Genomic DNA, 25,669 nt, shown 5'->3' on the forward strand with positions numbered 1-25,669 from the left:
CTCACGCCCTCGCGGGGATCATGGCGAGGATCCGGGTGCCCTCGCCGGGGGAGCTGGTCACGGTGAGCTCGCCGCCGAGTTCGGCGAGGCGGCGGCGCATGCCGTCGAGTCCGAAGCCGTGCGACCCGGCGACCGTGAAGCCGCGGCCGTCGTCGGTGACCTCCAGCTCGACGCCGTGCGGGTGCCGTTCGAGCACGACGCCGACCGTGGACGCGCCGGCGTGCTTGCGGACGTTGGCGAGCGACTCCTGCGTACAGCGCAGCAGCGCGATCCGGGTCGTCTGGTCGCACTCGACGTCGGGCAGCTCGGCGTGGACGGTGAGCCCGGTGTCCTCGGCGAACCGGTCGAGGGCGCGGCGCAGCGTCCGGGCGATCGACGCGGAGGCGACGTCCCGCGTATCTGATCCGTGCGCCTCCGGCCCGAACTGCGCTCCCGAACTGACGAGGACGCGCGCCTCGGCGAGGTTCTCCCGCGCCGTCTGCTCGATCGACAGGAGTTGCCGGCCGGTCAGGTCCGGGTCGGAGCGCAGGCCGGTGCGGGCCGCCTCCGCCAGGACGACGATGGACGCGAACCCCTGCGCCAGCGTGTCGTGGATCTCGCGGGCGATCCGTTCGCGCTCGGCGGTGGCGCCCTGCCGCCGCTGCGCCTCGGCGAGGCGGCGCTCGGCGTCGGCCAGGTCGGCTTCGAGGAGCCGGGCGCGCTCGTCCTGCTGCCCGACCACCCGGTGCATCCACAGCCCGAGCAGGACGCCCGCCGCGTACCCGATGAGCGCGGCGACCGAGTTGCCGGTGGGCGGCTCCACGTCCGGGGCGTGCCGGACGGCGTCCCCGGCGACCGCCGCCGCGGCGGCGGCGCCGCTGAGCAGCACCGCGCGCCGCGGGCTTCCCGCGAAGATCCAGAAGTGCGGGAGGGACGCGATGAGCAGGGACGCGGCGCCGCCCATCAGGAAGGAGACGCCGCCGATCCCCGCGATCAGCACGCCCAGGAACGTGTTCCGGCGGACCACCGGATTCCCGGGGAACGTCTCCGTGATCGGGTAGCACAGCCCGAGCACCGACAGCAGCGCCAGCGTCGGGGCCCTGGTGGAGTCCGGCTGGTCCGCCACCGCCAGGGCGGGGGGAACCAGTCCGAACACGATCCAGGCGGCCGCGTACCACCTGCGGAGCGCCCGCACCTGGGGACGTTCGCCGGGCTGCACCATGACGATCAGCCTATGTTCTGCGGCACCGGCGTGGCCGCGCGGTCCGGGGCCCGCCGCGGGCGGCGCGACGGCCACCAGCACCGGTCGCCGAGCAGCAGCATCACCGCGGGCAGGACCGTGACGCGGATGACGGCGGCGTCGAGCAGCACCGCCACCGCCAGGGCGAAGCCCATCTGCTTCAGCTCCATGATGTGGACGGTGGCGAAGCCGGCGAACACCGTCACCATGACGAACGCCGCGCTGGTCACCACGCTCGCCGAGCCGCCGACGCCGTCCAGCACCGCCTGCCGGGTCGGGACGCCGCGCAGCGCCGCCTCCCGGATCCGGCTGATCACGAACACCTGGTAGTCCATCGACAGGCCGAACAGGATCACCAGCAGGAAGAGCGGGACGCGGGAGCCGACCGAGCCGGTGGAGGTGAAGCCCAGCAGGCCTTCCGCCCACGTCCCCTGGAACACCAGGGTGAGCAGGCCGAGGGAGGCGCCGGCCGACAGCAGGTTCAGCACCACGCCGATCAGGCCGAGGACCACCGAGCGGAACGCCCACACCGTCATCGCGAACGTGACCAGCAGCAGCGCCCCGATGACGAACGGCAGTTTGCTCTCCTGGTGCTCGGGATAGTCGGCGTAGCGGGCCACGTCCCCGGTCACGGCGGTCTCCACGCCGAGCCGTCCGACGGTCTCCGGGACGTACTCGCCGCGCATCCGCTCCAGGGAGCGCCGCGCCTCGTCGGTGCTCACGTGGTGCGGCACCGCGAGTTCGAGCAGGTGGATCCGCCCGTCCGGCGAGGTGCGCAGCTCGGACGTCCCGGCGAGCAGGGGATCGCCCTCGGCCCTTTCCGCCAGGGCGCGCAGGGCGGCGGTCACCTCGTCGGCGCGTGCGGCGTCGGCCTTGACGACGACCTGGTGCATGGCCTTCAGCTCGGGGAACGCCGCGTTCAGCCGGTCGTAGGTCCGCATCGCCGGGATCTCGCGCGGGTGGCTGTCGCGGCCCATGTCGGTGAGGTCGATGCTCAGCAGCGGCGCCGTCAGCGCCAGCATGGCGGTCAGGGCCACGGCCAGCGTCGCGGCCGGGTGCCTTCCGGTGGGGCGCAGCATCGCCCGGGTGATCCGGCCGCCGCCGGTCCGCGGCGGCTTCGGCGTCCGGCCGCGCCGGACGGCCCGCCGCTCCGCCCACCCGCCGAGCTTCGCCAGCACCGCCGGGAGGACGGTCAGCGAGCTGACGACGGCGATCAGCGTGACCACGATCGCCGCCGTCGCGATCGAGGAGAAGATCACGTCGTCGGCCAGGTAGAGGGTCGCGCTGGACGCGGCGACCGCCAGCCCGGACACCACCACCGAGCGCCCGGACGTCGCCGCGGCGACCTCCACGGCCGCCCGCGCGGTCAGCCGGCCCTCCGCGCGGGCCCGCTCCTCCCGCTCCCGCTTGAGGTAGAAGAGGGTGTAGTCGACGCCGACCGCCATGCCGATCAGCAGGATGACGCTGGCGCCGACCCCGGCGTCCGGGAAGACGTGCGAGGCGAGCATCGACAGGCCGATCGCCGCCGCGATCGAGGTCAGCGCGAGCACCACCGGCACGACCGCCACCGCGAACGACCCGAACACCACCAGCAGCGTGATCAGCGTGATCGGCAACGCGATCACCTCGGTGCGGGCGAGGTCGTCGTCGCGCAGCTTCTCGACGCCCTTGCTGATGGACGGGCCGCCCGTCTCCTCCACCCGCACGTCCGGGTGCGCGGCCCGCACGGCCGCGGTCTGGGCCAGCAACGGCTCGACGTGCTTCTTGCCCTGGAGTTCGGGGCCCTTCAACGTCACGTCGACGCGCACGGCCGAGCCGTCCTTCGACCGCACGGGCGCGGACACCGACGCGACCTCGGGCAGCCGCCGCATGCGCGCGGCGGCGTCCTGGGCCGCCGCGTCGGCCGCCGCGCCCCTGCCGGTGACCAGCACGCGCTCGACGGGCCTCTGCTGGAGCCCGCCCTCGGCGGCGATCGCCTCCCCCCGTCCGGCCTCGCCGATCCGGAAGTCCTCGGTCGTGGCCGCGTGCCCGCCGGCCGCGACGCCGATGCCGAGGCACAGCACCACGAACAGCAGCCAGGCGGCGATGCCGCGCCAGGGGTGCCCGGCGCTCCACCGGGCCATGCGTACGAGAAGATCAGTCATACCGACGATGCTGGCCGCGGCACCCCTGCGCGCATGAGCCTCGACCGGTGGAACATGCCGTCCACCGATCGGTGGACGGCGGCGGCGTGCGGCCGACGAGCCCGGGCTGCGAGACGGGTCAGGCGGTGAGGCGGATCAGGTCGGCGAGCATCTCGGACGCGGTGACCGGGTCGAGCGCGCCGAAGGGATGCTCCTTCCCGGAGTAGCGGCCGGTCATCAGCATGACCCGCTCGATCTTCTGCTCCGCGTACTCGTCGGGTTCGATGACGCGGATGCCGGGCTCGAACGCGACCATCACGTGCCGGTCGTCCGGGGTGATCAGGTTGACCTGGCGGCGGAACCCGCCGGTCTCCTTGTCGCCGAGCTCCCAGCCGCGGGACGTCATGCCCATGAGCCTGCCGAAATGGACGGCGTGCCCCTCGAACCGGGCCAGCCGGCCGGTGTCGCGCTCGTCGTCCCCCAGCTCGTGGACGGGACGTCCGAGCTGCGGGAACGGCTGGAGGATCTCGTAGTCGGCGAAGACCGGGGCCCACGCCGCGACGGCCTCCTTGCCGAGGAGCACCGGGTGCGGGAGCGTCACGCGGGCGTCCTGCGGGAGGGCGTACTCGTCGTCGTGGACGTCGGCGAGCGTGCCGTCCTCGGCGACCCGGAACGCGGCGCCGTCCGCCGGCCCCGCTCCGTCCGGCCCCGCTCCGTCCGCCCCCACCCCGTGCGCCGACCAGACCAGGCGGCGTGCGATGTGGCGCATCAGCGGGTGCCCGGCGAAGACCGAGCGGAACTCCTCCGCCGTCCAGGAGCGCCCGGCCACCATCGCCTTCTCCAGCCGCTTGATCTGGTCGGCGGCGACCGTCCGGGCCTCCTTCTTCAGGTCGGCGAACCGTTTGTAGGCGAGTGGCGCGAGCGTTTCGTCGTCCTTGACGCCCGGCTTCGGCAGCGTCTTGCGGGGCTTTCCGTCCTGGTCGGTCACGAACGGCTTGAGCTGCTCGTCGAACCCGACGACGAAGCGGCGCGGGCCGTAGTCGAGCGTCATCGAGCCCTCGGCGTCCAGGCCGAGGTCGGGGACGATCCGGTCCGCGAGCTGCTCGGAGGTGAGCCCGCGCTGCCGGGCGATGGCGTTCAGCCGGCCCTGCGCATGGCGGCGCATGTGCTTGTGGTCGGCGCTCCGGCGGGCGAGGCGGTCCAGATGGCGCAGCTTGCCGTCGGCGGGCGCGTCGATCGCCATGAGGACGTCGAGCGCCGTCAGCCCCTTGAACCTCCAGGTGTAGTAGTTGTCCCAGCGCGCCATCCGGTCGGTGAGCCGGGCGGCGGTCGCGGCGTCGCCGAGGCGCCGGAGGGCGTACTGCACGCCCGGCGACGCCCACAGGCCGTGGCGGGGTTCGTTGAGGCACAGGGCCCAGGCGAACTCGGCGAGCGAACCGGGATCGCACAGCTCGATGACCTGCTCGCACCCCGGGTACGGGTCCTCCGGGGTGGAGATCAGCAGCATCGTCGCGAAGTTGCGGACGGCCGTCACCGGCAGTGCCCGGTCGCGGCCGCGCAGCAGGAGCCGGGGGAGCTTGCGGACGGTCTCCTCGTCCCATTCCGGCAGGTCGTCGGGGTACTGGTCCAGCGGGTCGGTGCGCAGCGCCTCGATTGCCGCGACTGCCTCCTCGCCGTACCCGCGCGCCGCCTCCACAAGGCAGCCGCTGCCGTGCTCGCGGGCGATCAGCGCGAGGCCCTGCTCGGCCTTCGCGCGCTTGGGACCGGGCTTGCGCAGCGCCTCCGGGACGACGAACGGAGCCGCGGCGGACCCGTGCCAGGCGAACCAGAGCCGCGCGGCCTCGTCGACCCGGCCGAGCGCGCCGATCATGACCTGCGCCGTGGCGTCGTCCACGAACGGGACGAGCGCCTCCGCGCCGGAGGGGTGCGCCTTGGCCGCGTTCAGGATTAGCCGGTGGGCGGCGAGGCCGCGCCGGGCCGCGAAGTGCTTGTGCGGGACCCGGTAACTCCAGCCGGCCCAGTCGTCGTGGTAGCGCTCGTCGGCGAGCAGTTCGTCCGCGAGGTCACCGGGCCCGTCCATGACCAGCCGGTAGTACCGGCGGGCCCGCTCGCCGCCGCGCGGGTCGCGCAGTGCGGCGCCGCTGCGGAAGTGCTCGGCCACCGCGGCCCAGTCGGTGTCCGCGGGCAGCGGCGCGTAGGACGCCATGTAGCCGTCGGCGACCTTCAGCCACTCCTCGCGGAGGCCGGGCGGCCAGGATTCGGCGGCCTGCGTCCTGGGCCGCTTCAGCCCCTTCAGGACGACCGGTTCCGCGCCGCGGGGCGTCCGGCGGCTCCACGGCGGTTCGACGAGCAGGCGGGGCAGGTCGCTCTCGGGGGCGTCCTCGACGCCGGGGGTGTCGGTCATTGCTCCAGTCTCACGGCAGGCACGGACAGTATCGATCTTCAGACGCACCGTCCGGAACCGCGGTTCGCCCGGCTCCGCAACGGGCCGGTTCACAATCACTGTGACGCGTGTTACAACGGGCAAGAGGATCATGTAACGATCCATCAGGGAGTGTGCTCATGTCGGTTTCGCGCCGTCAGCTCCTCGCCAGGACGGGTGCGGTGGGGGCGGGGATCGCCTTCACCGGGTCCGTGGAGCAGTTGTTCGCCGGGGCCGCGTCCGCCGCCCCGGCCGGCGGCCACGACGGGTACGGGCCCCTCGTGCCCGACCCGAGGGGGCTGCTGGACCTGCCGCGCGGGTTCCGCTACACCGTCCTGTCCCGCGAGGGAGAGCCGCTGCGCTCCGGAGAGGGGGCGGTACCGAGCCACTGCGACGGGATGGCCGCCTTCCCCGGGCGCCGGGGCCGGACGTGGCTCGTCCGCAACCACGAGAACCGGCCGGACGCCGCGCACCGGGTGCCGGCCGTCGAGGGCGTCACCTACGACCCGGGCGGCCTGGGCGGCTGCACCGCGCTGGAGGTCGACGCGGCCGGGCGCGTGCACACCGAGCGCGTCGCCATCGCCGGGACGGCCGTGAACTGCGCGGGCGGCCCCACCCCGTGGAACACCTGGCTGACCTGCGAGGAGACCGAGGACAAGGCCGGGACCGGGAACTACACCAAGGACCACGGGTTCATCTTCGAGGTCGACCCGTACGACCAGGGCCGGACCGTCCCCGAGCCGCTGACCGCGATGGGGCGCTTCCAGCATGAGGCGATCGCCGTCGACCCGCGCGACGGCACCGTCTACGAGACCGAGGACGCCTTCGAGAAGCCGTTCGGGCTGTTCTACCGGTTCCTGCCGGAGCGGCCGCGCGGCGGCTTCGGCAGCCTGCGGGCCGGCGGCCGACTGGAGGCGCTGTGCGTCCCCGGCGTCCCGGACCTGTCGGTCGTGCAAGAGCCCGGCACCGTGTTCGACCACGTCGAATGGAAGAAAGTGCCCGACCCGCTGGCGGCGCAGACCCCGATCCGGTTCCAGGACTTCGGGTCCGGCGGCATCACCCACGCCCAGAAGCTGGAGGGCTGCTACTGGGGCGGCGACCGCGTCTACTTCGTGTCGAGCTTCGCGAAGACGAAGGACGGCTCCCGCGCCGACCACTTCGGGCAGGTGTGGTCCTACGAACCGCGCCACCGCCGGCTCACCCTCGTCATCGTGTTCGGCCCGGACACCGACCTCGAGAAGCCCGGCGAGTCGCCCGACAACATCTGCCTGGCCCCGCAGGGCGGCCTGATGGTGTGCGAGGACGGCAACGGCGCCCAGCACGTCTTCGGCGTCTCCCGCCGCCGCACGGTCTACCCGATGGCCCGCAACCGCCAGAACATCGGCACCGAGACCGAACCCGAGTGGGGCGAGTTCGCCGGCGTCACGTTCTCCCCCGACAACCGGACGATGTACGTCAACGTCTACACCCCGGGCACGACCTTCGCCGTAACAGGCCCCTGGTCCCGCTGACCCGCCTCAGATCCGACGGAGTCGGATCCTTTGGACAGTGTGGTTCTTGTCCTTGTGGAGGACGAGGGTGGCGCGGGCGCGGGTCGGCAGGATGTTGGAGACGAGGTTGATCTCGTTGACGTCCCGCCACACGCGCTGCGCGAAGGCGGCGGTCTCGTCCTCGTCCAGTTCGTGGGCGTACTTGTGGAAGTAGGAGCGCGGGTCGGTGAAGGCGGTGCGGCGCAGGGCGAAGAGCCGGTCGATGTACCACTGCCGGATGTCCTCGACCCGCGCATCCACATAGATCGAGAAGTCGAAGAAGTCGGACACGCCGAGGGTGCCGGGCGGCGGCGCCTGCAGCACGTTCAGGCCCTCGACGATCAGGATGTCGGGGCGCCGGACGGTCTGCACCGCGTCCGGGACGATGTCGTACTCCAGGTGCGAGTACACCGGGATCGAAGCCTCCGCCGCGCCCGACTTGATCGCCGAGACGAACCGGACGAGGGCGCGGCGGTCGTAGGACTCGGGGAACCCCTTGCGGTCCATGATCCCGCGCTCGGCCAGAACGGCGTTCGGGTAAAGGAAGCTGTCGGTCGTGACCAACTCCACGCTCGGGTGCTCCGGCCAGCGCGCGAGGAGCGTGCGCAGCAGCCGGGACGTGGTGGACTTGCCGACCGCCACGCTGCCCGCCACCCCGAGGATGAACGGGGTGGGCTCCACCTGGCCGCCGAGGAAGCCGCTGACGGTGTCGCGCAGCCGCCCGTCCGACAGGAAGAACAGGTTGAGCAGCCGGGACAGCGGCAGGTACACCTCCTCGACCTCGGTGATGTCGATCGGGTCGCGCAGGCCCCGCAGGGCGTCCAGCTCACCGGGGGTGAGCGGGAGCGGGGTGTTCTCGCGAAGGCCGCGCCAGGCCTCACGGGAGAGTTCCACGTAGGGGCTCGGCACGCTGTCCCATCCGCTCGTCATGGCTGAACAGTAACCGGGCTGCGTGCCGGTCACCGGGTTTCCACCGGTCGTCCACGCTAGCGTCATGCTTCCGCGGCCCTCGCAGGTAGGTCCGGTGCGAGACACCGAATAGAGTTGCCGCCATGTGCGGAATCGTGGGGTACGTAGGCGGCCGTCCGGCCCTCGACGTGGTCGTCGACGGCCTGGCGCGGCTGGAATACCGCGGCTACGACTCGGCCGGGGTGGCCGTGCTGGCCGACGGGAAGCTGGCGACGGCCAAGCGCGCGGGAAAGCTCGTGAACCTGCGCAACGCCCTGGCGGAGGAGCCCCCGCCCGCCGGGACGCTCGGCATGGGGCACACGCGGTGGGCGACGCACGGGCCGCCGAACGACCGCAACGCCCATCCGCACGTCGACTGCACCGGCTCGGTCGCGGTGATCCACAACGGCATCATCGAGAACTTCGCGGAGCTGCGGGCGGAGCTGGAGGAGGGCGGGCACGGGCTCGGGTCCGACACCGACACCGAGGCCGTCGCCCACCTGCTGGAGGACGAGCTGAAGGGCGGCGGCGACCTCGCGGACGCGATGCGCCGCGTCTGCGGCCGGCTGGAGGGCGCGTTCACGCTGGTCGCGACGCACACCGGCTCCCCGGGCCTGGTGGTCGGGGCGCGCCGCAACTCCCCGCTCGTCGTCGGCGTCGGGGACGGCGAGAACTTCCTCGCCAGCGACGTGGCCGCGTTCATCGAGCACACCCGCGACGCGATCGAGCTGGGCCAGGACCAGGTCGTCGAGCTGCGCGCCGAGGGCGTCACGGTCACCGACTTCGACGGGCGCCCCGCCGAGGTGAAGGAGTACCACGTCGACTGGGACGTGTCCGCCGCGGAAAAAGGCGGCTACGACTACTTCATGCTCAAGGAGATCGCCGAGCAGCCGCGAGCCGTCGCCGACACGCTGCTCGGCCGGATCGGCGCCGACGGGCGCCTGCACCTGGACGAGATGCGCATCCCGGACCAGGAGCTGCGCGAGGTCGACAAGATCATCATCGTCGCATGCGGGACGTCCTACCATGCCGGGCTGATCGCCAAGTACGCGATCGAGCACTGGGCGGGGCTGCCCTGCGAGGTCGAGCTGGCCAGCGAGTTCCGGTACCGCGACCCGATCCTGTCCCCGACGACGCTGGTCATCGCGATCTCCCAGTCGGGCGAGACGATGGACGCGCTGATGGCCGTCCGGCACGCCCGGGAGCAGAAGGCCAAGCTGCTCGGCATCTGCAACGTCAACGGCTCGACGCTGCCCCGCGAGTGCGACGGCGTCCTCTACACGCACGCCGGGCCGGAGATCGCGGTCGCGTCCACCAAGGCGTTCCTGACGCAGCTCGTCGCCGTCTACCTGATCGCCCTCTACATCGCGCAGGTGCGCGGCACCAAGTGGGGCGACGAGGTCTTCGCCATGGTCCAGCTCCTCGAGCGGATGCCGGAGAAGGTGGAGAAGGTCCTGGAGACCATGGAGCCGGTGCGCGAGCTGGCCCGCTCCCTGGCCGGCGAGCGGTGCGTGCTGTTCCTCGGCCGCCACGTGGGCTTCCCGGTCGCCCTGGAGGGCGCGCTCAAGCTCAAGGAGCTGGCGTACATGCACGCCGAGGGCTTCGCTGCCGGCGAGCTGAAGCACGGCCCGATCGCGCTGATCGAGGAGGACCTGCCCGTCGTGGTCGTCGTGCCGCCGCGGGCGCGGGACGTCCTGCACGACAAGATCGTGTCGAACATCCAGGAGATCAGGGCCCGCGGCGCCCGGACGATCGTGATCGCCGAGGAGGGCGACGAGTCGGTCGAGCCGTACGCGGACACGCTGATCAGCGTCCCGGCCGTTCCGACGCTGCTCCAGCCGCTGGTCACGACCGTCCCGCTGCAGGTGTTCGCGTGCGAGCTGGCCACCGCCAAGGGCCACGACGTCGACCAGCCGCGCAACCTCGCCAAGTCCGTCACCGTCGAGTAGCCCGACCCCTGGGAGACATCCGGATTCTGGGGAGATTCCGGATTCTTCTGAACCGTCCCGCGACGGGCCGCGTCTCATCGGAATCGGGACCGGCCCGGCGACGGGAGGTGGCGGGTGGCGGGAGACGGCGGCCTCGCGATCGAGGCGCGCGGCGTGGTGCGGCGCTTCGGGCCGGTGGAGGCGCTGCGCGGCCTCGACATCACCGTCCCGTACGGGCAGGTCACGGCGCTCGTCGGGGCCAACGGGGCGGGCAAGACGACCCTGCTGCTGATCCTGGCTACGCTGCTCGCGCCCGACGCGGGCACGGTGCGGATCGCGGGGCACGACGCGCTCGCCCGTCCCGCCGAGGCGCGTGACGCGCTCGGCTGGATGCCGGACGCCTTCGGCGTCTACGACCAGCTCACGGTGGACGAGTACCTGGGCTTCTTCGCCGACGCCTACGGGCTGCCCAAGCAGGAGCGCCCGCGGCGGATCAGGGCGCTGCTCAGCCTCGTCCACCTGGACGACCACCTCGGGCGCCCCGTCCACGCCCTCTCGCGCGGGCAGAAGCAGCGGCTCGGGATGGCGCGGGCCCTCGTGCACCGGCCCCGCGTCCTGCTGCTGGACGAGCCCGCGTCCGGCCTCGACCCGCGCTCCCGCATCGAGCTGCGCGACCTGCTGCGGTCCCTCGCGGCCGACGGGGTCGCGGTGCTCGTGTCCAGCCACATCCTCAGCGAGCTGGAGGAGATCGCCGACCGGGTCGTCCTCGTCGACCACGGCCGGACGGCCGGCGACCACGCGATGGCGGAGATCACCGGCACCTCGGCACGGGTCCGGTGGCGGATCCGCTCCCTCGACCCGGAGCCGCTGGCGTCGGCGCTCGCCCGCGAGCTGGAGGAGCTGCCGTGGGTGCAGGCGGCCGACGTGGCGGGAGGCGCCGAGGTCGGCCCGCTGACCGAGGGCGAGGCGGCCGGGCTGCTGGCCAGGCTCGTCGCCGCCGGCGTGCCCGTCAGCGGCCTCGCGCCCGCCGGCAGCGCGCTCGAATCGGCCTACCTGGCGATGACCGAGAACCGGAGGTGAGCATTGTCCTTGACCGCGCGCGGAATCGGCCTGGTGGCACGGCAGGAGATCAGGACCCGGCTGCGGACCGGCCGCTGGAAGGTCCTGCTCCTCGTCTGGTGCCTGGTCGTCAACGGGCTCGGGCTGCTGTTCCGGGTGGCGCTGGAGTACGGCGACACCTCCTCCTTCGGCGAGCCCGGCGTCCCCATGTTCGGCGGGGTCCTGCTCGGGGTGCTGGTGCTGACGCTGCTCGTCACCCCGGCGCTCGGCGGCCAGTCGGTCAACGGGGACCGCGAGCGCGGAACGCTCGCGACGCTGCAGGTCACCCGGCTCACCCCCGGCGACATCGCGCTCGGCAAGCTCGCCGCCGCCTGGGGGACGGGCCTGGTCACCCTCGTGCTGACCCTGCCGAGCCTGCTCCTGCCGGTCGCCGAGGGCGCCATCGGCGTGGGACGGGCCCTGGTCGTCCTGCTGGTGACGGCGCTGCTGATCGGCGTGGTCTGCGCGGTGTCGCAGGCCTGGTCGGCGCTGGTGGCCCGCAGCGTCACCTCGATCCTGCTGTCGTACCTGACGGTGTTCGCCCTGCTGGTCGGGACGCCGCTGCTGTTCACGCTGGCGGTCCCGCTCACGTCCGAGCACGTCCCCGACCGGTACGGCGGGTACAGCGAGGACCACACCGAGCGCGTCTGGTGGCTGCTGGCCCCGAACCCGGTCGTCGCGCTCGCCGACGCGGCGCCGCGCCTGCCCGAGCGCCGCGTCCTCGTCGGAGACGTAGTGCTCAGCCGCGCGCCGGAGTCCGACCCGCTCGGATCGATCAGCCGCACCGTGCGCGAAGTCCGCGCCGGGGACGACGACCACGGGTCGGACCGCGAGGACGGGGCCGCGGTGTGGCCCTGGGGGCTGGCCTTCGACCTGGCCCTCGCGGCGGGCGCGGTGTGGATCACGGCCTCCCGCCTGCGGACGCCCCTGTACCGGGTCCCCCGAGGCGTCCGCGTGGCCTGACGGACGCCTCTGGGGGCCGTCAGGTGACTGTGCGGCGGATAGGCGTTTCTCGCGGCGTGAGCGATTTCACAATGCGATCATCTTCTGGGAATGCGATCAGCGGGAGCGGTGTACCGCGGGAAATCATGCGGCTCCTTACCGAGCGGCGCGGATCCGCTCCCGCTCAACGCAATTCTCAGGCCGGTTGGAAATCTCGCCGGACTTGCAAGTTGCAGTGACTGTTTCAGCGGGTGTCGAAACGACCGTCCTTGGCGCGCTCGGTGAACGTGCGCCATTCATCGGGCCGGAACGACAGGATCGTCGCGGCGTCCTCGGTGTCGCGCACGCATATGGCGTCCCCGCCGCGACGTGCGACCTCGACGCAGTTGCTGGCGCCGCATCGGGCGCTCTTTCTCCATCGGGCGTGCGGTGTCCCCTGGAAACTCATTCCGGCTCCCTGCATCGAAAGTTGCATTTGCCGCGGCCGCGCTGCCGGTGCATCAAGCACACGGTAACAAGATCGCAAAAAACGCCTGATCACGTCCGGGTGGCGCGGTACCCGTGTGTCAGGCGTGCCGAGGTAGTTCCAGAGTTGCGGTTGTGAGGGCGACGAGCCGGGTCGGCGCGGTGGACCCGGCTCGTGCGGCGTGGCCCCGCACGCCTTGGCGGACGGGGCCGGACGGCGCCTCGCGCCGGGTCAGCGGCCCAGGTCGAAATCACCCTTCTTCGCTCGTTCGACGAATTCCCGCCATTCCGCCTGGGAGAATGACAGGACCGGACTCTGCGTGCCGTACTTCGCGTCGCGGGCCCCGATAAACCGGGACGAATCGGTTAGCGTGCCGATCTCGACGCATGTATTACTCGCCCCGCAGTGGGCGCTTCTCCTCCATTGTGGTACAGGAGTAGCAAAAAGGGACACTCGGTGCCTTTCGCAAGGATTGAGCCCTTAGCGGACCGTCACCACGCGTCCCTGGCCTCGGCGATGCGCCGTCGCGATTGCGCGGGATCCAGTGCCTGGCGGGACAGACTCGAATAGGCGAGCCGGTACATATAGGTGACGGCTTCTTCCGCCAAGTGGCTGATCGTCAGTGATTCCGTGTGAACGATATCAGGAAAATTGATGTCGTGCACCGAGGAGAATTCCAGGAGGATAAACGATTCGGCCAACACCGAGTGTGGTACGTCCAAGGGTAGGATCTGCAGGGTCACGTTCGGGCGCTCGGTCATCTGGTACAGATGTTCGAGCTGCTCCCGCATGACCTTCTGATCGCCGATGCGGCGCCGCAGAACCGCCTCGTCGATAACCGCCGACAGTTCCAGGGGAGCGGGTCCGTCGAGCAGTTCGCGCCGCCGCATTCGCACGTCCAGCCGGCGGTTGAGTTCCTGCGGAGGCAGGGTGGCCAGGTCGCTCCATCCGCCGATGACATTCCGGGCATAGCTCTCAGATTGCAACAGTCCGGGAATAACGGTGCTGCCCCATTCCCTGGCCGCCGTCGCCTCGGACTCCAGTGCGATGAAGTCCGCGAGTTCGCTCGGCAGGTCGCGGTAGTCCTCCCACCAACCCCGCTGGGCGGCGTCGTGCGCCAGGGCGATCAGGTCGTCGTGCCGGGCGCCGTCGATCTCGTACAGCTCCAGCAGTCGCCGCACATCGCCGATCTTCGCGCCGGTCCGCGCGTTCTCGATCCGGCTCACCTTGGCGGTCGACCAGGCGAGCCGTTCGGCGACCTCGTCTCCGGTGAGGCCCTTGGCCTCGCGCAGCCTCCGGAGCTCGGCGGCCAGGCGCCGTTGACGGACGGAGGGACCACGGGAAGTGCTCATTGCTCGGGCCTCTCCAGTCCCGGCGGACTGATCTGGGCGCATTCTGCCGCACCGGGGGGCCGCGGCGCGAATACATCGGACCGGATGCCCAAGATTCTACGACTGAAGATTCTTTTGCGCACATGACACCGAAAGTTGCGGTGCAAGTTGTGATCGAACGGCTCCGGGGTTGCGGAGGGTCCCCACGTGGCACTCTAAGTGTGTGATCGACTTGGGGAGTCGCGGATGAGGTACGCGCACGAGGTCGGCAAGGTGCGGGCGGCCGAGCAGGCCCTCATGGCCCGGCTCCCCGACGGCGCCCTGATGCAGCGCGCCGCCGCCGGGCTCGCCTCGGTGTGCGCGCGCCTCCTGCCCGCCGTGTACGGGGCCCGCGTAGTCCTCCTGGTGGGCGGCGGCGACAACGGCGGCGACGCCCTCTACGCCGGAGCCCGCCTCGCCCGGCGCGGCGCCCGCGTCCAGGCCGTGCAGGCCGGATCCAAGATCCACGAGGGCGGGCTGGCCGACCTGCGCGCCGCCGGCGGCCGCCTCCTGGACTCCGCGCCCACCGAATCCGCCCTTGTCGAGTCCGCCATCGCCGGCGCCGACCTGATCATCGACGGCCTGACCGGCATCGGCGGGACCGGCGGCCTTCGCGAGCCCCACGCCCGGTACGCCGCGCTCGCCTCCGAGGCCGCCGGGCTCGTGGTCGCCTGCGACGTCCCGAGCGGCGTGGACGCGAGCACCGGACGCGTGGAGGGCGCCGCCGTCCACGCCGACGTCACCGTCACCTTCGGCACGCACAAGCCGGGCCTGCTCATCGACCCGGGCGCCGCCCACTGCGGCGTGGTCGAGCTGGTCGACATCGGCCTCGGCCCCGATCTGCCCGACCCCGACGTCGTCGCCGCCCGGCCCGCCGACATCGCCCCGCCCGAGCCCCGCCCCGAGTCCGACAAGTACCGGCGCGGCGTCGTCGGCATCATCGCCGGCGGCGACCAGTTCACCGGCGCGGCCGTCCTCAGCACCGGCGGCGCGGTCCGCGGCGGTGCCGGAATGGTCCGCTTCGCCTCGGTCGCCCGCCCGGTCGAGCTCGTCCGGCAGCGCTGGCCAGAGGTCGTCACCACGGTCGTCGAGCCCGGCCGCCACGACGCGAGGGTCCTGGAGCGCATCGGACGCGTCCAGTCCTGGGTGGCCGGCCCCGGCCTCGGCACCGGCGACGCCGCCGAGTCGCTTCTGGAGGCCGTCCTCGGCACCGACCTGCCCGTGCTCGTGGACGCCGACGGCCTCACCGTCCTCGCCCGCCGCCGCGACCTGCTGTGCCGCGCCGCCCCGACCGTCCTCACCCCGCACGCGGGCGAGCTGTCCCGGCTCATCGCCGCCGACCGCGAGGACATCGAGGCCGCCCGCCTCGACCACGTCCGCCGCGCCGCCGCCGAGCTCTCCGCGACCGTCCTGCTGAAGGGCTCCACGACCCTGGTCGCCGAGCAGGACCGCCCCGTCCGCGTGAACCCGACCGGCACCCCGCGCCTCGCCGCCGCCGGCACGGGCGACGTCCTGTCCGGCCTGATCGGCGCCCTGCTCGCCGGCGGCATGCCCGCCCTCGACGCCGCCGCCGGCGGCGCCTACCTCCACGGCCTGGCCGCCCGCCTGGCCTCCGCCCCCACCCCGGGCCCCGAAGCCCCGATCAGCGCCCAAGACGTGATCGACGCCCTCCCCCACGCTTTTCGGGCTGTGTCTGCCCAGGGGTAGCGACCCCCCTGGAACCCCCCGTTACGAGCCGGGCGATCCTCCCGCCACGGTTTCGGTGTGTTGTGCCCGTGCGGGTTTGTTGCGTGGCGCTGCGGTCGTCCGGCTCGGCGGGTGGGGCGGCCTCCAGGCGCTTAGAGCGCCTTCCGGCCGCCCGACCCGCGCTGTGTCTGCCCAGGGGGGCGACCCCCTGGAACCCCCGTTGCGAGCCGGGCGATCCTCCCGCCACGGTTGAGGTTCTCGTGCCCGTGCGGGTTTCGGCGTGGCGCTGCGGTCGCCCGGCTCGGCGGGTCGTGCGGCCTCCAGGCGCCTGGAGCGCCTTCCGGCCGCCCGACCCGCGACGGGGTCTGGGGCTGAACCCTGGGGTGGGCATTTGCGTCTTATTGGGCGAGGGAGCGCCGGGGGAGCGCTTGTGAGGGGCCGTTCTGGCCGTGACCTGGGCGATAAGGCCCAGGCATGGGCGCGGGGACGGCAGACTGGGTGACCATGAGGGTTCCTGCGGAGGCACGGGTCGATCTCGGCGCCATCGGCCACAACATCGGGGTGCTGCGCGAGCGCGCGCGGGGCGCCGAGGTGATGGCCATGGTGAAGGCCGAGGCGTACGGGCACGGGCTGGTGGAGGCCGCCCGCGCCGCGCTCGCCGGCGGCGCGTCCTGGTTGGGCGTCGCGAAGCTGGCCGAGGCGCTGCGCCTGCGGGACGCGGGCCTCACCGTCCGCACGCTGGTCTGCGTGGGCGTCCCCGGCGAACCGTACGAGGAGGCCGTCGCGCGGGACGTCGACCTGACCGTGGGGGCGGTCTGGCTGCTGGACGAGGTCGTCCAGGCGGCGGAGCGGGCCGGGCGCGAGGCGCGGATCCATCTCAAGGCCGACACGGGCATGTCGCGCGGGGGTGCGCGGGGCGACGACTGGGAGGCGCTGGTCGACGCGGCGCTCAAGGCGGAGGCCACGGGCCACGTGCGGGTCGCGGGGGTCATGTCGCACTTCGCCTGCGCGGACGAGCCCGGCCATCCCTCGATCGCGGCGCAGATCGGCGCGTTCACCGAGATGGTGGCGCACGCGGAGAAGGCCGGGGCGCGCTTCGAGGTGCGGCACCTGTCGAACTCGGCGGCGGCGCTGACCCTGCCGGAGGCGCGGTTCGACCTCGTCCGGCCAGGCATCGCGACGTACGGGCTGACGCCGGTGCCGGCGCTCGGCGGGTTCGGGCTGCGCCCCGCGATGACGCTCGTGGCGGACGCGGCGCTGGTCAAGCGGGTTCCGGCGGGCAGCGGGGTGTCGTACGGTCACACGTACCACACCGAGCGGGAGACCACGCTGGCCGTGGTGCCCGTGGGCTACGGAGACGGGATCCCGCGGCACGGGTCCAACGTGCTGGAGGTCCTCGCGGCCGGGCGACGCAGGACGATCGCCGGACGGGTCTGCATGGACCAGTTCGTCATCGACGTCGGCGACGACCGGCTCGCGGCCGGAGACGAGATCATCCTGTTCGGCCCGGGCGACCGGGGCGAGCCGACCGCGCAGGAGTGGGCGGAGGCGCTGGGGACGATCTCGTATGAGATCGTCACCCGCATCGGGGCCCGGGTACCGAGGGCGTACCCGGGGGCGCTGTAGGGGGCGCGGGAATGGACAGCAGGAGAAAGCGCAGGCTCGGCGTCGCGGGCGTCGTCGCGGGCGTCGGCGCGGCGGGCGTGGGCGCGGCGGTCGGGCTGCGGCACCTCGCCGTCGGCCGGGTGCGGCTGCGGCCGGACCCGGACGCCGCCGAGCCCTTCGGGCAGCTGCGCGGGCGGGAGATGACCGTCGCCGCCGACGACGGCGTCCCGCTGCACGTGGAGGTGGACGGCCCCGACGACGCCGACCTCACCCTCGTGTTCTGCCACGGCTACACCCTCAACCAGGACTCGTGGCACTACCAGCGCCGCGACCTGCAGGGGTCGCTGCGGCTGGTGTTCTGGGACCAGCGCAGCCACGGCCGTTCCGGACGCGGGCGCCCCGGGGACGCGACGATCGAGCAGACCGGCGACGACCTGCGCGCGGTCCTGGACGCGGCCGCCGGCCCGGACCGCCGGGTCGTCCTCGTGGGGCACTCCATGGGCGGCATGTCGATCATGGCGCTGGCGGAGAAGCATCCGGAGCTGTTCGGGTCGCGGGTCGTGGGCGTGGCGCTGGTGAACACCTCCTGCGGCGACCTGGCGGAGATGACGCTGGGGCTGCCGATGGTGCTGGCCAAGGCCGTCCGGCCGCTTGCCCCGGGGACGCTGCGGGGCCTCGGCCGCCGCGCCGAGCTGGTCGACAAGGCCCGCGGGCTGGGCGCCGACCTGGCGTTCGTCGTCACGCGGAAGATGGCGTTCGCCGACAAGTACGTCAGCCCGTCCGTCGTGGCCTTCCTGGAGGAGATGATCAGGCGGACCCCGATCGACGTGATCGCGGAGTTCTACCCGGCGCTGATGGCGCACGACAAGATCGGCTGCACGGACGTGATCGGCCGGGTCCCGGTGCTGGTGGTGGCGGGCGGCCGGGACCGGCTGACCCCCGCCGAGCACGCCCGCCGCATCGCCGACGCGCTGCCGGACGCGGAGCTGGTAGAGGTGGAGGAGGCCGGGCACGTGCTGCCGCTGGAGTACCCGGGCGTGGTGACGGGGGGCCTGCGCCGGCTGGTCGAGCGGGTCCGTCCCGTGTACGAGGAAGAGGAGCGCACCGCGTGAACGCCGTCACCCTCACCGTCCCCACCGCCGAGGACATGCGCGAGCTCGGGCTGCGCCTGGCCGGGGTGCTCCGGGCGGGCGACCTGCTCGTGATGACGGGCCACCTCGGCGCGGGCAAGACGACGCTCACGCAGGGCATCGGCGAGGGGCTGAAGGTGCGCGGCCCGATCACCTCGCCGACGTTCGTCATAGCGCGGGTGCACCCGTCGCTGGCGGGCGGTCCGTCGCTGGTGCACGTGGACGCCTACCGGCTGGGCGGTTTCGCCGAGCTGGACGATCTCGATCTCGACGCGTCGATCGCGGAATCGGTGACGATCGTGGAATGGGGAGAAGGCCTCGCCGAGGGCCTCGCCGAGGACCGGCTGGAAGTGATCATTTCTCGCGGCGACGGGTCCGGCGAGGAGCGCGAAGTAAGGATCGTCGGGGTCGGTGAGCGCTGGTCCGACCTGGATCTCGGCCCTGGATGATGCTGGACTGGCAACTTCTACGGATTTTGCCGGCCCGACTGGTCCTTTTTTAGGCTTGATGTCGTACTCTTTGCCGCAACAAGCCTCACCTTCACGACATATCGATTTCCAACGGGAGTGGGAACCGGTGAGTGGTAGCCATCGCAGCGGGAATCCCCGCGACAGCTACCGCGATTCGGGCGGTGGCCAGGGAGCAGGCGGCGGCTACCGGCCGGACGGCGGTGGATACGGTGCGGGCGGAGACGCGTACGAGCGGTACTCCTCGGGCCGTCCGGGCAGCGGCCCGTACCAGCGGGAGACCGGCCCCTACGAGACCGGCAGCGGCGGCTACCGCACCGAGAGCGGTGGATACCGGACCGAGAGCGGTGGATACCGCACGGACAGCGGCGGGTACCGGACGGGCAGCGGCCCCCACCGCGGCGGGAGCGGCGGCTACCGCACCGGCAGCCACAGGGTGGCGCGCGAACGCCGTGCCGGACGGCGCTGGGCCGTCGTCCTCGGCGGCGCCGTCGCCGGCATCGCCGTCTGCGGGCTCGCGGTCTTCGCCGTCCTGAGCGGCGTCGGCGCGAGCGGCGAGCGGAGCACCGGCCAGGTCGTCGGCAGCGGCGCCACCGACAACTCCCCGATGTCCAAGGGGGAGCGCACCGCGGTCCCCGACTCCTGCACGATCATCGGCGACGACCTGATCAACCGGCTGGCGCCCGACTCCGAGCGCACCGAGGCCGACAACTACCAGGGCGACGACCAGCAGAACCAGTGCGTGTGGGGCGCCTACGCGGGCGAGAAGAGGCGGCAGCTCACCATCGAGCTGCGCGCGATCGCCGGCGCGGCCGGGACGTCGCCCACCGACGCGGCCCGCAAGACGTTCGTGACCGAGCGGACCGCCGATGAGTCCGGCAAGGCGCTGCTGGCCGGGCAGAAGCTCACCGACAAGATCCGGCTCACCGGCGTCGGCGACGAGGGGTACATCGTCTACAGCGTGGACGACAACCAGGGCTCCGGCGAGGCCATCGGCAACGTCCGGGTCGCCAACGTCCTCGTCACCGTCCACTACTCGGGCTCGGACAAGAGCGGCCCGCTGTCCTCCGACGCCGCCACCGGCGGCGCCACCGAGGTCACCAAGGCCGTGGTGACCGCCCTGAGTCAGCGCTGAGGGCCACCTGAGTCCGCGTTCAGCCATGCCCCGGCCTCGGGCTGGGCCCTGAGTCCGCGCTTAGCCGATCACGGGGCCGCCTGAGCCGGGCCGGCCAGAGCCGAGCGACTCCCGGCCGGCGGCCGGTAGGCTTACAACCCGTGCTGGTCTTGGCTTTCGATACCGCGACCGCCGCGATCACCGTGGCGCTGTACGAGTGGACCCCGGGCGAGGGCGCGGTGCAGCGCGGCCTCGCGGAGGCCGTCGACCGGCGGCGCCACACCGAGCTGCTCACCCCGTCCATCGCGGAGGTGATGGCGGAGGCGGGGGCGGCGCCCGGCGACCTGAGCGCGATCGCCGTCGGCGTGGGCCCGGGGCCGTACACGGGGCTGCGCGTCGGGCTGGTCACCGCGCGGGCGATGGGCGAGGCCCTCAGCGTCCCCGTGCACGGCGTCTGCACGCTCGACATCATCGCCTGGGCCACCCGGCGGGACGGGCCGTTCGCGGTCGCCACCGATGCCCGCCGCAAGGAGGTCTACTGGGCGCGGTACGACTCGGCGCGCTTCCGCGCCACCGATCCCGCCGTGGGCCCGGCGGTGGACGTCCTGGAGGGCGCGCCCGAGGGGATGCCCGTCGTGGGCGAGGGCGCGGCCCTGTACCCGGAGATCCTCGGGGGCTCGGAGCACGAGCCGCTGCTGCCCACCGCGACCGCCCTCGCCGAGTTGGTCGTCGCAAGGCTGTCGGGCCTGAAGGGGCCGGAGCTGCTGCAGCCGGAGCCCCTCTACCTGCGCCGGCCGGACGCCAAGGAGCCGGGGCCCCGCAAGAAGGTGACGCCGGCGTGAGCGATGTCGTCCTGCGGTCCATGACCGGTGCCGACCTTCCGGCGGTCCACCGGCTGGACCGGGTGCTGTTCCCGGAGGACACCTGGAGCGAGGAGATGCTCGCCGCCGAGCTCGCCGACCAGCCTCGCACCCGGCACTACATCGTCGCGGAGGCGTCCGACGGTGAGATCGTCGGCTACGCGGGCCTCGCCGCGGCGGGCGGGCAGGCCGACGTGCAGACCATCGGGGTGCGCCCGGACCGGCGCAAGGGCGGCATCGGCGCGGCGCTGCTCACCGCGCTGCTGGAGGAGGCCGTCCGGCGGGGGAGCGAGTCGGTGTTCCTGGAGGTCCGCGCCGACAACGACGCCGCCCACCGCCTCTACGAGCGGTTCGGCTTCGAGCGGGTCGGCATCCGCAAGCGCTACTACCAGCCCTCGGACGTGGACGCGATCGTCATGTGCCGCAAACTCCGCGACCGTCCGCCCATGGGCTTCAACAGGGCCGGATGACCAGGAGCGGCGGAAGGCGCCCCGGCGACGGCCGGACAAGCAGGACGCTCGCGGAGACAGCGCCCAACGGGGAGACAGGGCTTAACGGGGAGACAGGGAGACTCACGTGATTCGGGACGAGCCACTGGTGCTCGGGATCGAGACCTCCTGCGACGAGACCGGGGTCGGGATCGTGCGCGGGCACACGCTGCTGGCGGACGCGATAGCCTCCAGCGTCGACCAGCACGCCCGGTTCGGCGGCGTCGTGCCGGAGGTCGCGTCGCGGGCGCACCTGGAGGCGATGGGGCCGACCGTCGAGCGCGCGCTGGCGGACGCCGGCGTGGCGTTCACCGACGTGGACGCCTTCGCGGTCACCGCGGGCCCGGGGCTGCCGGGCGCGCTGATGGTCGGCGTCGCCGCCGCCAAGGCGTACGCGCTGTCGCTCGGCAAGCCGCTGTACGGCGTCAACCACCTGGCCGCGCACGTGTGCGTCGACCAGCTCGAACACGGCCCGCTGCCGAAGCCGTGCGTGGCGATGCTGGTGTCGGGCGGCCACTCCTCCCTGCTGCTGGTGCCGGACGTGGCGGGCGACGTCCGCTCCCTGGGCAGCACGGTGGACGACGCGGCCGGTGAGGCGTTCGACAAGGTCGCCCGCGTCCTCGACCTCGGGTTCCCCGGCGGCCCGGTCATCGACCGCATGGCCCGCGAGGGCGACCCGGCCGCGATCGCGTTCCCGCGCGGCAAGTACAACGACGGCACCTACGACTTCTCGTTCTCCGGCCTGAAGACGGCCGTCGCGCGCTGGGTGGAGGCCAAGGAGCGCGCGGGCGAGCCCGTCCCCGTCGCCGACGTCGCGGCGTCCTTCCAGGAGGCCGTCGTGGACGTCCTGACGCGGAAGGCGCTGAAGGTCTGCAAGGACAACGGCGTCCCCGACCTGCTGATAGGCGGGGGCGTCGCGGCCAACTCGCGGCTGCGCGCCCTCGCCGCGGAGCGCTGCGCGGCCGCCGGGGTCCGCCTGCGCGTCCCGCGCCCGAAGCTGTGCACCGACAACGGCGCCATGGTCGCCGCCCTGGGCTCCGAGCTGGTCGCCTCCGGCATCGCCCCGTCCGACCTGGAACTCCCCGCCGACTCCAGCCTCCCGATCGAGGCCGTCACCCTCCCCTGAACAAGCCCCCCCAGGCGCTGAGCGAGGCGGCCCCACAGCACGGTGCCAGCCCCACCGTGGTGCCGGTCCCAGCGTCGCGCCGGCCTCGGCGCACCGCCGACTGCGGCCCGGGGCCGGCCTCAGCCTCGTGTTGGCCTCAATCCGTGTCTGTCTCAGCAGATGCTGGTCCAGCGTCGGCCTTGGGCCGAGGTACTGGCCTTCGCAGCGCTACCTTTGGCGCGGTGCTGGTCCCGACCTGGGCCGGCCTGGGCGGAGTGGCTGCCTTGGTCGTGTCTGCCTCAGTGCCGCGGCGGACATGCTGCCGGGTTCAGCACTGGGCTAGGAGGCTGTCGAGGTAGTCCTCGCAGATGGGGATCTGGGGTTCGTCGATCATGCGGGTGTCGTCCTCGGGGAGCAGGTCGAGGACGCTGCGCACGTCCCAGTACGGGTCGTGTGCGTGGCCGCCGGAGACCTGGTCGAAGGAGCGCAGGAAGCGGTCGGCGACGGACGGGGCGTAGCGCAGTGCCAGGCCGCGGCGCATGCAGGCGATGTCGACGGCGACGGGGCCGGACGAGGCGTCCGACCAGTCGACGATGCCGGTGAGCCTGCCGTAGGACCACAGCGTGTTGTCGGCGTGGTAGTCGCGGTGGATGAACCGGGCGGGCGCCTCCGGGGCGGGCCGGGCGGCGACCTCGAAGGCGCGTTCCCACAGCTCGGGGCGGATCGCGTGCTTGGGCGGGAGCCGCACGTCGAGCCGGTTGTGCGGGACGTACGGCGGCATGGTGGACGCGCCGTTCAGCTCGTGCACCTCCAGCAGCGCGGCGGCCAGCTGGATCAGGTACTCGGGCAGGTCGTCGCGGGAGGGCCGCGGCGGGTGGCCCCTGAGCCGGGTGATCAGCAGGGCGGGGACGTCGCAGTAGGCGCCCGACGGGTCGGCGGCGACCAGGGACGGGGTGGGGATCCTGCTGGCGGCGAGCAGCGCGAGCGCCGCGATCTCGCGTTCGGGGGAGAACTCGGCGTCGCCGTAGCCGCGGCGGGCGGGGGCCGCTTCGCGGGAGGTCCAGCGGCGCAGGACGAGGTGGTGGGCCTCGCCGGAGCGGCTCTCGACGAGGAGGGCGTGGTTGGCGTGGGCGGTGCCGGCGAGGGGCCGCACCATGCGGACCTCGGCGCCCTCGCCGAGGCAGTCCTCCACCCAGCGCAGGGTGGTGTGCCCGGGCGGGACGCCGGTCGGCAGGCAGGGAGCCGGTGTGTGGGTCACCTGATCCATGAAAACGGATTCCGATGGGTATTGGGAGTGATTTTGCGAAGACGGAAAGTAACAAAACGCACGTCATCGGGGTGACATGAGGGAAGCATCTCCGGTCATCCCGGCGGTTCACCGGACGAACACGGCGAATACCGGGAGGTACGGGGATGCCGGGTGGGGCCCGCGCCGGCCCCACCCGGACACTCGTCAGTCCTTGGCCTCGCGGCGGGGACGCAGCAGCGCCTCGGCGAGCGCGAGCATCGTCTCCTCCAGGGTGGACAGCCGTTTCAGCACGTCCTCGTGCACCGCGTTGACCTGCTTGGACACATCGTCGTGGACGCCGTCCACCTTCCGGCCGACCTCGTCCTCCACATGGGAGAAGCGCTTGGCGAACTCGGCCTGCGCCGCGTCGGCGCGCCGGGCGGCATCGTCCTGCATGCTCTCCACCCGCCGCGCGAACTCCGCCTGGACGCCGCCGACCTGCCGCGCGACGTCCTCCTGCATGTGGCCGACCTGCTTGGCGACGTCCTCGTGGATGGTGCCGACCTGCCGCGTGACGTCGTCGTGGATGTCGCCGATCCGCTTGCCGAAGTCGTGGTGGACGCCGCTGACCTGCCGCGACATCTCGTTGTGCACCGACTCGACCTGCTTGGCCACGTCGACGTGCACGGACTCGACGCGGCGGGAGACGAGGTCGACCTGCGCGGTGAACTCCTCCAGCGCGCCGTCGACCCGCTTGGCGACCTCGTCGTGGATGCCCTCGATGCGCTTGCGGACGTCGTCGTGCACGTCCTCGAACCGGCGGGAGAACTCGTCCATGCGCTTGGCCACGTCGCTGTAGGCGGTCTCGGCGATCTGCGCCATGGTGGCCTTGACCTCGTCGCGGTCCGGCCGGGCGCGCAGCTCCTCGACCAGCGGGTCGACGGCCTCCGCGAGGTGCTTCTCCAGCGCGTCGAACCGGTCGCCGTACTCGGCGTCCGGGCGCTGCGCGAGGTCGGTCAGCGCCCGGTGCACCTCGGCGATCCCCAGCGCGGCGGGGAGCCGGCTGATCCGCTCGCCGACCCCGTCGATGCGGCCGTCGACCCCCTCGAACCGGCCGTCGAGGCCCTCCAGCTTGCCCGACAGCCCTTCGAGGCGGCCGTCGACGCCGTCCAGCCGGCCGTCGATGCCGTCGAGGCGGCCGCCGACGCCCTCGACCCGACCGCTGACCGCCTCGAGGCCCTGCTCCGTGCGGTCGGCCATCTCGCCGAGCGCCTGGTCGACCCTCGCCGTGACCCCGTTGATCGAGTGTTCGAGCCGCTCGGACCGGTGGCCGAGCTCCGCGAGCGACTTGTCGAGCCGGTTGAAGCGGACGGACGCGGCCTCCATGCTGCCCTGGAGCTTGTCCAGCCGCTTGGTCATGTCGTCCATGCGCCGCGACGCCTGCTGCGTGGCGTCGGTGATCTGCTGCGCCGAGTCGAGGACGGCCTGGATGCGGGTCAGGCCCTCGTCGACGTTCTCGGCTACCACGCCGACGTCGGCCCACAGCGCGGGCAGCTCGGCCACGGGTTTGACCCGCTCGCCGAACGCCTCGATGTGCTCGGCCAGGCCCTCGGCCCATTCAGGGGGCTTGCCGGACAGTTCGTCGACCTGCCCGCGGACGCTCTCGATCTGCCCGGTCAGCCCGTTGAGCTCCCGCTCGCGGACCTCGCGGAGCAGCCACTCCATGCCTTCCAGACGCTGGCGAATCTCGTCCAGGACCTGACCCTGTGAGCGCTGTTCATAGACGTGGTCCTGCGCCGCACGGGCGAGCAACTCCCGCATCCGGTCCGAAACCGGTTGACCCCCCGTCTGCAGGAAGTTGTGATTCGTTTCCACCCGATGCTCCTTCGTGTGCCGGCGCGACGAAATGACGCACGGCAAATGAATCTCTGGAGTGGCCAC

21 protein-coding genes are annotated in these 25,669 nt (G+C 72.6%); 12 read left to right on the forward strand and 9 right to left on the reverse strand.

Annotated features, from left to right (window positions below):
• Position 1 precedes the first annotated feature (1 nt).
• From K4S16_RS11700 to K4S16_RS11710, 3 genes are all read right to left on the reverse strand, one after another.
• Positions 2–1,201 carry a sensor histidine kinase gene (locus tag K4S16_RS11700; protein ID WP_149258947.1) on the reverse strand — a complete coding sequence of 400 codons (1,200 nt, stop codon included), beginning with the start codon at positions 1,199–1,201 and terminating at the stop codon, positions 2–4.
• A gap of 5 nt (positions 1,202–1,206) precedes the next feature.
• On the reverse strand, positions 1,207–3,363 hold the full coding sequence (locus tag K4S16_RS11705) for an MMPL family transporter (RefSeq protein WP_149258948.1): 2,157 nt from the start codon (positions 3,361–3,363) through the stop codon (positions 1,207–1,209).
• A 118-nt stretch (positions 3,364–3,481) separates the two neighbouring features.
• Positions 3,482–5,746 (reverse strand): DUF4132 domain-containing protein, encoded by a 2,265-nt coding sequence (locus K4S16_RS11710; RefSeq protein WP_160160882.1) that lies wholly within the window; start codon positions 5,744–5,746, stop codon positions 3,482–3,484.
• Between the two features lie 158 nt (positions 5,747–5,904).
• Here K4S16_RS11710 and K4S16_RS11715 point away from each other — a divergent pair, with 158 nt between their 5' ends.
• On the forward strand, positions 5,905–7,275 hold the full coding sequence (locus K4S16_RS11715; RefSeq protein WP_149258950.1) for an alkaline phosphatase PhoX: 1,371 nt from the start codon (positions 5,905–5,907) through the stop codon (positions 7,273–7,275).
• Between the two features lie 6 nt (positions 7,276–7,281).
• On the opposite strand, the gene coaA is transcribed toward K4S16_RS11715, so the two are convergent.
• Positions 7,282–8,223: a type I pantothenate kinase gene (coaA, locus tag K4S16_RS11720; protein WP_149258951.1), complete on the reverse strand. Its 942-nt coding sequence runs from the start codon at positions 8,221–8,223 to the stop codon at positions 7,282–7,284.
• A gap of 122 nt (positions 8,224–8,345) precedes the next feature.
• Here coaA and glmS point away from each other — a divergent pair, with 122 nt between their 5' ends.
• From glmS to K4S16_RS11735, 3 genes are all read left to right on the forward strand, one after another.
• Positions 8,346–10,190 carry a glutamine--fructose-6-phosphate transaminase (isomerizing) gene (glmS, locus tag K4S16_RS11725; protein ID WP_149258952.1) on the forward strand — a complete coding sequence of 615 codons (1,845 nt, stop codon included), beginning with the start codon at positions 8,346–8,348 and terminating at the stop codon, positions 10,188–10,190.
• Between the two features lie 114 nt (positions 10,191–10,304).
• A complete protein-coding gene (locus K4S16_RS11730; RefSeq protein ID WP_149258953.1) occupies positions 10,305–11,249 on the forward strand; it encodes an ABC transporter ATP-binding protein in 945 nt (314 codons plus the stop codon).
• Between the two features lie 9 nt (positions 11,250–11,258).
• Positions 11,259–12,230, forward strand: a complete 972-nt coding sequence (locus K4S16_RS11735) for an ABC transporter permease (RefSeq protein ID WP_149258954.1) — start codon at positions 11,259–11,261, stop codon at positions 12,228–12,230.
• Positions 12,231–12,453: 223 nt separating this feature from the next.
• On the opposite strand, the gene K4S16_RS11740 is transcribed toward K4S16_RS11735, so the two are convergent.
• The 3 genes from K4S16_RS11740 to K4S16_RS11750 all read right to left on the reverse strand — a co-directional run bounded on the left by K4S16_RS11740 (position 12,454) and on the right by K4S16_RS11750 (position 14,027).
• Entirely contained in the window at positions 12,454–12,684 is a 231-nt protein-coding gene (locus K4S16_RS11740) for a DUF397 domain-containing protein (protein ID WP_308800794.1), read from the reverse strand.
• A gap of 222 nt (positions 12,685–12,906) precedes the next feature.
• Positions 12,907–13,128, reverse strand: coding sequence for a DUF397 domain-containing protein (locus tag K4S16_RS11745; protein ID WP_149258956.1), 222 nt, complete (start codon positions 13,126–13,128; stop codon positions 12,907–12,909).
• A 38-nt stretch (positions 13,129–13,166) separates the two neighbouring features.
• Positions 13,167–14,027 carry a helix-turn-helix transcriptional regulator gene (locus tag K4S16_RS11750; protein WP_149258957.1) on the reverse strand — a complete coding sequence of 287 codons (861 nt, stop codon included), beginning with the start codon at positions 14,025–14,027 and terminating at the stop codon, positions 13,167–13,169.
• Positions 14,028–14,252: 225 nt separating this feature from the next.
• Between K4S16_RS11750 and K4S16_RS11755 the strand changes: the two genes are divergently transcribed.
• The 8 genes from K4S16_RS11755 (at position 14,253) to tsaD (ending at position 22,521) form a co-directional block, all read left to right on the forward strand.
• On the forward strand, positions 14,253–15,752 hold the full coding sequence (locus K4S16_RS11755; protein ID WP_149258958.1) for an NAD(P)H-hydrate dehydratase: 1,500 nt from the start codon (positions 14,253–14,255) through the stop codon (positions 15,750–15,752).
• A gap of 483 nt (positions 15,753–16,235) precedes the next feature.
• Complete coding sequence (gene alr / locus K4S16_RS11760) at positions 16,236–17,357, forward strand: alanine racemase (RefSeq protein ID WP_149258959.1); 1,122 nt, start codon at positions 16,236–16,238, stop codon at positions 17,355–17,357.
• An 11-nt stretch (positions 17,358–17,368) separates the two neighbouring features.
• Positions 17,369–18,448 (forward strand): alpha/beta fold hydrolase, encoded by a 1,080-nt coding sequence (locus K4S16_RS11765; RefSeq protein ID WP_149258960.1) that lies wholly within the window; start codon positions 17,369–17,371, stop codon positions 18,446–18,448.
• Positions 18,445–18,915 (forward strand): tRNA (adenosine(37)-N6)-threonylcarbamoyltransferase complex ATPase subunit type 1 TsaE, encoded by a 471-nt coding sequence (gene tsaE, locus K4S16_RS11770; protein ID WP_268843223.1) that lies wholly within the window; start codon positions 18,445–18,447, stop codon positions 18,913–18,915. The genes K4S16_RS11765 and tsaE overlap by 4 nt, the downstream gene beginning before the upstream one ends.
• Positions 18,916–19,042: 127 nt before the next feature.
• Complete coding sequence (locus K4S16_RS11775; RefSeq protein ID WP_149258961.1) at positions 19,043–20,068, forward strand: hypothetical protein; 1,026 nt, start codon at positions 19,043–19,045, stop codon at positions 20,066–20,068.
• 140 nt (positions 20,069–20,208) lie between these two features.
• A complete protein-coding gene (gene tsaB, locus K4S16_RS11780; protein WP_149258962.1) occupies positions 20,209–20,889 on the forward strand; it encodes a tRNA (adenosine(37)-N6)-threonylcarbamoyltransferase complex dimerization subunit type 1 TsaB in 681 nt (226 codons plus the stop codon).
• Positions 20,886–21,377 carry a ribosomal protein S18-alanine N-acetyltransferase gene (gene rimI / locus K4S16_RS11785; protein ID WP_268843224.1) on the forward strand — a complete coding sequence of 164 codons (492 nt, stop codon included), beginning with the start codon at positions 20,886–20,888 and terminating at the stop codon, positions 21,375–21,377. The genes tsaB and rimI overlap by 4 nt, the downstream gene beginning before the upstream one ends.
• A 106-nt stretch (positions 21,378–21,483) precedes the next feature.
• The gene (tsaD, locus tag K4S16_RS11790) at positions 21,484–22,521 is read left to right on the forward strand and encodes a tRNA (adenosine(37)-N6)-threonylcarbamoyltransferase complex transferase subunit TsaD (protein ID WP_200841828.1); all 1,038 of its coding nucleotides are present in this window, start codon (positions 21,484–21,486) and stop codon (positions 22,519–22,521) included.
• Between the two features lie 307 nt (positions 22,522–22,828).
• Here tsaD and K4S16_RS11795 read toward each other — a convergent pair whose 3' ends face one another.
• A complete protein-coding gene (locus K4S16_RS11795) occupies positions 22,829–23,767 on the reverse strand; it encodes an aminoglycoside phosphotransferase family protein (RefSeq protein WP_149258963.1) in 939 nt (312 codons plus the stop codon).
• Positions 23,768–23,953: 186 nt separating this feature from the next.
• Positions 23,954–25,603 (reverse strand): hypothetical protein, encoded by a 1,650-nt coding sequence (locus K4S16_RS11800; protein WP_149258964.1) that lies wholly within the window; start codon positions 25,601–25,603, stop codon positions 23,954–23,956.
• Positions 25,604–25,669 lie beyond the last annotated feature (66 nt).

This window comes from Actinomadura sp. K4S16 (genome assembly GCF_008327685.1).
GTDB lineage: Bacteria > Actinomycetota > Actinomycetes > Streptosporangiales > Streptosporangiaceae > Spirillospora.

Excerpts from the sequence above, each read along its gene's own strand:
- K4S16_RS11700 (WP_149258947.1), bottom strand. The coding sequence starts at position 1,201 with ATGGTGCAGCCCGGCGAACGTCCCCAGGTGCGGGCGCTCCGCAGGTGG.
- K4S16_RS11705 (WP_149258948.1), bottom strand. The coding sequence starts at position 3,363 with ATGACTGATCTTCTCGTACGCATGGCCCGGTGGAGCGCCGGGCACCCC.
- K4S16_RS11710 (WP_160160882.1), bottom strand. The coding sequence starts at position 5,746 with ATGACCGACACCCCCGGCGTCGAGGACGCCCCCGAGAGCGACCTGCCC.
- K4S16_RS11715 (WP_149258950.1), top strand. The coding sequence starts at position 5,905 with ATGTCGGTTTCGCGCCGTCAGCTCCTCGCCAGGACGGGTGCGGTGGGG.
- coaA (WP_149258951.1), bottom strand. The coding sequence starts at position 8,223 with ATGACGAGCGGATGGGACAGCGTGCCGAGCCCCTACGTGGAACTCTCC.
- glmS (WP_149258952.1), top strand. The coding sequence starts at position 8,346 with ATGTGCGGAATCGTGGGGTACGTAGGCGGCCGTCCGGCCCTCGACGTG.
- K4S16_RS11740 (WP_308800794.1), bottom strand. The coding sequence starts at position 12,684 with ATGCAACTTTCGATGCAGGGAGCCGGAATGAGTTTCCAGGGGACACCG.
- K4S16_RS11750 (WP_149258957.1), bottom strand. The coding sequence starts at position 14,027 with ATGAGCACTTCCCGTGGTCCCTCCGTCCGTCAACGGCGCCTGGCCGCC.
- K4S16_RS11755 (WP_149258958.1), top strand. The coding sequence starts at position 14,253 with ATGAGGTACGCGCACGAGGTCGGCAAGGTGCGGGCGGCCGAGCAGGCC.
- alr (WP_149258959.1), top strand. The coding sequence starts at position 16,236 with ATGAGGGTTCCTGCGGAGGCACGGGTCGATCTCGGCGCCATCGGCCAC.
- K4S16_RS11765 (WP_149258960.1), top strand. The coding sequence starts at position 17,369 with ATGGACAGCAGGAGAAAGCGCAGGCTCGGCGTCGCGGGCGTCGTCGCG.
- K4S16_RS11795 (WP_149258963.1), bottom strand. The coding sequence starts at position 23,767 with ATGGATCAGGTGACCCACACACCGGCTCCCTGCCTGCCGACCGGCGTC.